4 protein-coding genes and 1 pseudogene are annotated in these 6,547 nt (G+C 74.0%); 4 read left to right on the top strand and 1 reads right to left on the bottom strand.

Annotation, left to right across the window (positions count from 1 at the left end; translation table 11 throughout):
* Positions 1-94 precede the first annotated feature (94 nt).
* Positions 95-1,342: pseudogene (locus ABZ281_RS32020) on the top strand (tetratricopeptide repeat protein); the annotation flags it as partial.
* Positions 1,343-1,404: 62 nt separating this feature from the next.
* A complete protein-coding gene (locus ABZ281_RS32025; protein WP_356661177.1) occupies positions 1,405-2,982 on the top strand; it encodes an NAD(P)/FAD-dependent oxidoreductase in 1,578 nt (525 codons plus the stop codon).
* Positions 2,983-3,018: 36 nt separating this feature from the next.
* Here ABZ281_RS32025 and ABZ281_RS32030 read toward each other — a convergent pair whose 3' ends face one another.
* On the bottom strand, positions 3,019-4,800 hold the full coding sequence (locus tag ABZ281_RS32030) for a serine hydrolase (RefSeq protein WP_356661179.1): 1,782 nt from the start codon (positions 4,798-4,800) through the stop codon (positions 3,019-3,021).
* A gap of 159 nt (positions 4,801-4,959) precedes the next feature.
* Between ABZ281_RS32030 and ABZ281_RS32035 the strand changes: the two genes are divergently transcribed.
* Both ABZ281_RS32035 and ABZ281_RS32040 read left to right on the top strand, forming a co-directional pair.
* The gene (locus tag ABZ281_RS32035; protein WP_356661181.1) at positions 4,960-6,072 is read left to right on the top strand and encodes a nitronate monooxygenase family protein; all 1,113 of its coding nucleotides are present in this window, start codon (positions 4,960-4,962) and stop codon (positions 6,070-6,072) included.
* A partial coding sequence (locus ABZ281_RS32040) for an AMP-binding protein (RefSeq protein WP_356661183.1) occupies positions 6,069-6,547 on the top strand: 479 nt, incomplete at its 3' end. The genes ABZ281_RS32035 and ABZ281_RS32040, both read left to right, overlap by 4 nt.

Below are 6,547 nucleotides of genomic sequence, written 5' to 3' on the forward strand. Positions count from 1 at the left end.
CTGACCCTCTCCGTCGACCTGGTGCGCGAGGCCAAGGTTCCGCTGAAGCCGGATTCGGCCGATGTCCAGGCCATGATGGCCCTGGAGGCGGGAGCCCCCGGACCCGGCAGCCGGACTGTCCGGCGAGTGGATCGCACGGCCCGCCACCGGTCCGGTCGTCGCGGAACCCGTCCCCGCGGAGCGGCCCGCCCCGCCCACGGAGGTCCTTACGGCCCTGGCCGGCCGGCACAACGCGGGCCTGAGCCTCGGCCGGCTCGGCCGCTGGACGGAGGCGGGCGAGGTGCACCGTGGGGTCGCCGCCGAACGCGAGCACCTCCTCGGCCCCGACCACCCCGACACCCTCTCCAGCCGCTACGAGGTCGCCTTCACCCTCAGCCGCACCGGCCGCGCCGCGGACGCCCTGCGCGCCTACAAGCACGTCACGGAGGCCAGGATCCGCACGCTCGGCGCCGATCACCCGGACACCCTGGCGGCCCGCCAGGAGATGGCCTACGTGCTCGGCCAGCTGGGCCGCGCCTTCGACGCCCACCGCGTCTACACCTCGGTGCTCACCGCCCGCGAGCACCTCATGGGCCCCGACCACCCCGACACCCTGCGCTGCCGCCACAACCTCGCCTTCAACCTCAGCCGCCTAGGCCGCCTGGAGGACTCGTACCGCATGGCCCGCGAGGTGGCCCGGGCCCGCGCCCGGGTGCTCGGCCCGGACCACCCCGACACGCTGGTCACCCGCTACGAAGTCGCCTATGCCCTTGGTCAGTTGGGCCGGTGGACGGAAGCCCTGGAGACCTACCGCGAGGTCGCCGAGGCCCGCGGTCGCGCCCTCGGCCCCGACCACCCCGACACCCTCGCCGCCCGGCACGAGATCGGCATCAGCCTGGGCCGCCTCGGCCGCAGCGCGGAGGCCCTGGACCTCTACCGCGTCCTGGCCGGGGACCGCACCCGCAGCCAGGGCCCCACCCACCCCGAGACCCTGCGCGCCCGCCACGGCCGCTGCGTCAACCTCGGGCGGCTCGGTCGCTGGGAGGAGGCCCTCGCCGAATCCCGTGAGGTGGCCGCCCTCCGCGAGCGGGTCCTCGGCCCCGAGCACCCGGACACCCTCGTCAGCCGCCGCGAGGTCGCCGTCGGTCTCGGCTGGCTGGGCCGCTGGGCCGACGCGCTCACCGAGTACCGGCGCGTGGCCGCCGCCCGCGAAGGCGTCCTCGGCGCCGACCACCCCGACACCCTCGCCAGCCGCAACGACGAGGCCCACTGCCTGGAACAGCTCGGCCGCGGCGCCGAGGCCGTGGCCCTGTACCGAAGAGTCGCGGCCCTGCGAGAGCAGCGGGCCGCGGCGGGGCGCTGACCCCCGACCGAGCGGGCAGGTGCCGTCTGGCCGACCCGGATCACCCCGTGTTACCAAGAACCATGACCGCACCCGAGGGACCCCGCGCACACCGGACCTACGACGCCGTCATCGTGGGCGGCGGCCACAACGGCCTGGTCGCCGCCGCCTATCTGGCCCGGGCAGGCCGCTCCGTGCTCGTCCTGGAGCGGCTGGACCACACGGGCGGCGCGGCGGTGTCCACCCGGCCCTTCGCCGGGGTCGACGCGCGGCTGTCCCGATACTCGTACCTGGTCAGTCTGCTGCCCAAGAAGATCGTCCGGGACCTCGACCTGGACTTCCGGGTGCGCACCCGCACCGTCTCCTCCTACACACCCGCCGAGCGCGACGGCCGGCCCACCGGACTCCTCGTCGGCGGCGGCGAACGGCGCACCCGGGAGGCGTTCGCCCGGCTCACCGGCTCCGACCGCGAGTTCCGGGCCTGGCAGGAGTTCTACGGCATGACCGGCCGCGTCGCCCAGCGGATCTTCCCGACCCTCACGGAGCCGCTGCCCACCCGCGAGGGGCTGCGCCGCCGCCTCGACGACGAGGAAGCCTGGCGGGTGCTGTTCGAGGAACCGATCGGCGTCGCCGTGGAGGAGCGCTTCGAGGACGACCTGGTGCGCGGCGTCGTCCTCACCGACGCTCTGATCGGCACCTTCGCCGACGCGCACGACCCCACCCTGAAGCAGAACCGCTGCTTCCTCTACCACGTGATCGGCGGCGGCACCGGCGACTGGGACGTGCCCGTCGGCGGCATGGGAGCCCTCACCGACGCCCTCGCCGGCACGGCCCGCGCGGCGGGTGCCGTCCTCGCCACGGGCCACGAGGCGCTGCGCATCGCCACGGACGGCCGAACCGCCGAGGTCACCTATCGCACGGCCGACGGCGAAGGCACCGTGGCCGCCCGGCACGTCCTGGTGAACGCCTCACCCCAGGCCCTGGCGGAGCTGACCGGCGACCGTGCCCCGGCACCCGCCGAGGGCGCACAGCTCAAGGTCAACATGCTGCTCAAGCGGCTGCCGCGGCTGCGCGACAGCTCCGTCGACCCGCGCGAGGCCTTCGCCGGCACCTTCCACATCGCCGAGGGCTACGAGCAACTGGCCGCCGCCCACGCCCAGGCCGCCGCCGGCCACCTGCCGACCACGCCGCCCTCCGAGATCTACTGCCACTCGCTCACCGACCCGACCATCCTCGGCCCCGGCCTGGCCGAGGAGGGCTACCAGACGCTCACCCTCTTCGGTCTGCACACTCCGGCCCGGCTGTTCGAGCGGGACAACGACGCCGTGCGCGAGGACCTGCTGAAGTCGGCCCTCGCCCAGCTCGACGCCCACCTGGCCGAACCCCTCGCCGACTGCCTGGCCACCGACGCCGACGGACACCCCTGCATCGAGGCCAGGACCCCGCTCGACCTGGAGCGGGACCTCGGCCTGCCCGGCGGCAACATCTTCCACCGTGAGCTGAGCTGGCCCCACGCCCAGGAGAGCACCGGACGCTGGGGCGTGGAGACCGGGCACGCGAACGTGCTGCTGTGCGGGGCGGGCGCGGTGCGCGGGGGCGGGGTCAGCGGGGTGCCGGGGCACAACGCGGCGATGGCGGTGCTGGAGAGCACCCCCGAGTGACCCTGTCATCGGATGGCCGCCTCGATACGTTCCTCCTCAGTCGGCCTCTCGCGTCCACCCCACCGCCTTCAGGCGCGCCGCGTCCGCCGGGCGCGCCTCGTCGAACAGGACGCCCCCGGCCGCCTGGACACGCAGTCCGCCCACGTAGCAGCCGCGTCCGACGTACCGCCGGTCCGTCGCGTAGCGCCAGCGCAGTGCGAGCTCCCGCGCGGCCGGGAGGCCGGCGGTGAGCTGGTGCCAGACGCGGCCGGACCAGCCGGTGACCGAGCCCGACGGGTGCTGCTCGGGGTCCTGGCCGCGGCGGGACGTCGTGAAGGGCACCGGCTGCCAGGTCGTGCCGCCGTCGGTCGTGACCTCCAGGACCAGGAGGTCGGCCGTGGGTTCGGTGTCCCACCACAGCGCACAGCGCAGCCGCGCCCGGCCGGCCGATGTGTCGAGCGCGGGGAGCGAGAGGGTCGCCGTCGTGGAGACCGCCATCCCGGAGAACCAGGCCGTGCGCCCCCACGCCGGCCGTACCGGCACGGCCCGAGCCATGGTGTTCGCCGCGGCCACCCTGGGCGCCGACCCGGACCGCCAACTCCGCACCGGATGGACCGAGTTGCCGAGGACGACCAGGAACGAGTCCGTCGTCGGGTCGAGCACCAGCGAGGTGCCCGTGAAACCGGTGTGCCCGGCGGTGCGCGGCGTGGCCATCGCCCCCATGTACCAGTGCTGGTAGAGCTCGAAGCCGAGGCCGTGCTCGTCTTTGGGGAAGGCGGTGTTGAAGTCGGTGAACATCAGCTCCACCGACTCCGGCGTCAGGATCCTGGACCGCCCGTAGACACCGCCGTTGAGCAGCGTACGGCCGAGGACCGCCAGGTCCCAGGCGTCGGAGAACACACCCGCGTGGCCCGCGACGCCCCCCAGGCCGAAGGCGTTCTCGTCGTGCACCTCGCCCCACACCAGGCCGCGGTCCAGGCCGGACCACGGGGCGCGCGCGTCCTCCGTGGCCGCGATCTTCGGCCGCCAGGAGGCGGGCGGGTTGTAGCGGGTGCGGCGCAGCCCGAGCGGTGCGGTGATCTCGTCGCGGAGCAGGATGTCCAGGGCGCGGCCCGTGATCCGCTCCAGCACGAGCTGGAGCGAGATGAGGTTCAGGTCCGAGTACAGGTACGCCGTGCCGGGCGCGCTGACCGGCGCCTCGTTCCAGATGAGCTGGAGCTTCTCCTCATGGGTGGGCGCGCTGTACAGCGGGATCCAGGCCCGGAACCCCGAGGTGTGGGTGAGAAGCTGACGGATCGTGATGTCCTGCTTGCCCGCGCGTGCGAAGTCCGGCAGATACGAGGCGACCTTCGCCTCCAGCTCCAGCGCGCCCCGCTCGATCTGCTGCACGGCGAGGATCGAGGTGAACAGCTTCGACACCGACGCCAGGTCGAAGACGGTGTCCTCGGCCATCGGGATCTGCTCGCCGGGCGGGAACTCGACGCCGGTGTCGGTCTTCTCGTCGTAGGCCCGGTAGCGCACCGCCATGCCGATGGGCCGGTGCAGGGCGACCGTGCCGCCGCGTCCGGCGAGCAGGACGGCGCCCGCGTACCAGGGATGCTCGGGGGAGGGGCCGAGGAACGCCTCCGCGTCGGTGACCAGTCGGCGCAGGTGGGAGGAGAGCAGTCCGGCGCGTGCGGCGGAGCCGTGCCGCAGGGTGGGGCGGTGGCCGGTCGCCGCCGGGGCCGCTCCGGCCGGCCCGGCGGGCCACGGGGCGAGGGCGAGCGCACCGCCCAGGGCCAGGCCCGCTCTGCCCAGTTGACGCCGGGTCGGTTCGCCGCTCGCCGGTCTGTCGGTCACCGCGTACCCCTTCGCCTCTGCCGTCTCGCATGTCCCATGAAGTATGTCCGCCGCCCGCCTGCGCACATAGACCGCACGCACGAACCAACCGCGTCCTGAATCTGACGGAGCATCAGGAAACCCCTTCCGTCCTCCGGAGGACTCCGGCATCCTGCGCCCATGCAGACGGAGCTGAGCCAGACCCTGGGAATCGAGCACGCCGTCTTCGGCTTCACGCCGTTCCCCGCCGTCGCCGCGGCCATCAGCCGGGCCGGCGGCTTCGGCGTGCTCGGCGCGGTCCGCTACACCGCCCCCGACGAGCTCAAACGCGACCTCGACTGGATCGAGGCACACGTCGACGGCCGGCCCTACGGCCTGGACGTCGTGATGCCGGCGAAGAAGGTCGAGGGCGTGACGGAAGCCGACGTCGAGGCGATGATCCCCGAGGGGCACCGGCAGTTCGTCCGGGACACCCTCGCCCAGCACGGCGTGCCCGAGCTCGCGGAGGGCGAGGCGGCCGGCTGGCGCATCACCGGCTGGATGGAGCAGGTCGCCCGCAGCCAGCTCGACGTCGCCTTCGACTACCCGATCCGGCTCCTCGCCAACGCCCTCGGCTCCCCGCCCGCCGACGTCATCGCCCGCGCCCACGACCAGGACGTCCTCGTCGCCGCACTCGCGGGCAGCGCCCGGCACGCCCGCAAGCACCGGGACGCCGGGATCGACATCGTCGTGGCGCAGGGCTACGAGGCGGGCGGCCACACGGGCGAGATCGCCTCGATGGTGCTCACCCCCGAAGTCGTCGACGCCGTCGCCCCGATGCCCGTCCTGGCCGCCGGCGGCATCGGCAGCGGACAGCAGGTGGCCGCCGCGCTCACCCTCGGCGCTCAAGGCGTGTGGCTCGGCTCCCTGTGGCTGACCACCACGGAAGCCGACCTCCACTCGCCCGCCCTGACCCGCAAACTCCTCGCGGCCGGCTCCGGCGACACCGTCCGCTCCCGCGCCCTGACCGGCAAACCGGCACGCCAGTTGCGCACCGAGTGGACCGACGCCTGGGACGACCCGGCCGGGCCCGGCACCCTGCCCATGCCACTGCAGGGGCTGCTGGTCGCCGAGGCCGTGTCGCGTATCCAGAAGTACGAGGTCGACCCGTTGCTCGGCACCCCGGTCGGCCAGATCGTCGGCCGGATGAACAGCGAACGCAGCGTCCAGGCCGTCTTCGACGACCTCACCCGCGGCTTCGAGCAGGCCGTGGACCGCGTCAACCGCATCGCCGGAAGGAGCGGACAGTCGTGAGCACACCCCCCGTGGGCTTCTGGGCCCAGGCCGCACAGCACCCCGACCGGAAGGTGCTCGTCGCACCCGACGGCGAGGAGTGGACCGCAGGACGCCTGCACGCCGCCGCGAACCGGCTCGTGCACGGACTGCGCGCGGCCGGTCTTGAACGCGGCGACACCTTCGCGGTGGTCCTGCCCAACGGCGTCGAGTTCCTCACCGCGTATCTCGCCGCCAGCCAGGCCGGGTTCTACCTCGTCCCCGTCAACCACCATCTGGTCGGGCCGGAGATCGCCTGGATCGTCTCCGACTCCGGCGCCAAGGTGCTCCTCGCCCACCAGCGCTTCGCCGACGCGGCCCGCCACGCCGCCGACGAGGCCGGCCTCCCGGCCACCCACCGGTACGCCGTAGGCGCGGTCCAGGGCTTCCGGCCGTACGCCGAACTCCTCGGCGACCAGCCCGAGTCGGCGCCCACAGGCCGCACCCTCGGCTGGGT

It is taken from the genome of Streptomyces sp. NPDC006265 (assembly GCF_040613555.1).
GTDB lineage: Bacteria > Actinomycetota > Actinomycetes > Streptomycetales > Streptomycetaceae > Streptomyces.

What these genes read in the sequence shown, in the direction of transcription:
- ABZ281_RS32025 (WP_356661177.1), top strand. Translation starts at nt 1,405, where the DNA reads ATGACCGCACCCGAGGGACCCCGCGCACACCGGACCTACGACGCCGTC.
- ABZ281_RS32035 (WP_356661181.1), top strand. Translation starts at nt 4,960, where the DNA reads ATGCAGACGGAGCTGAGCCAGACCCTGGGAATCGAGCACGCCGTCTTC.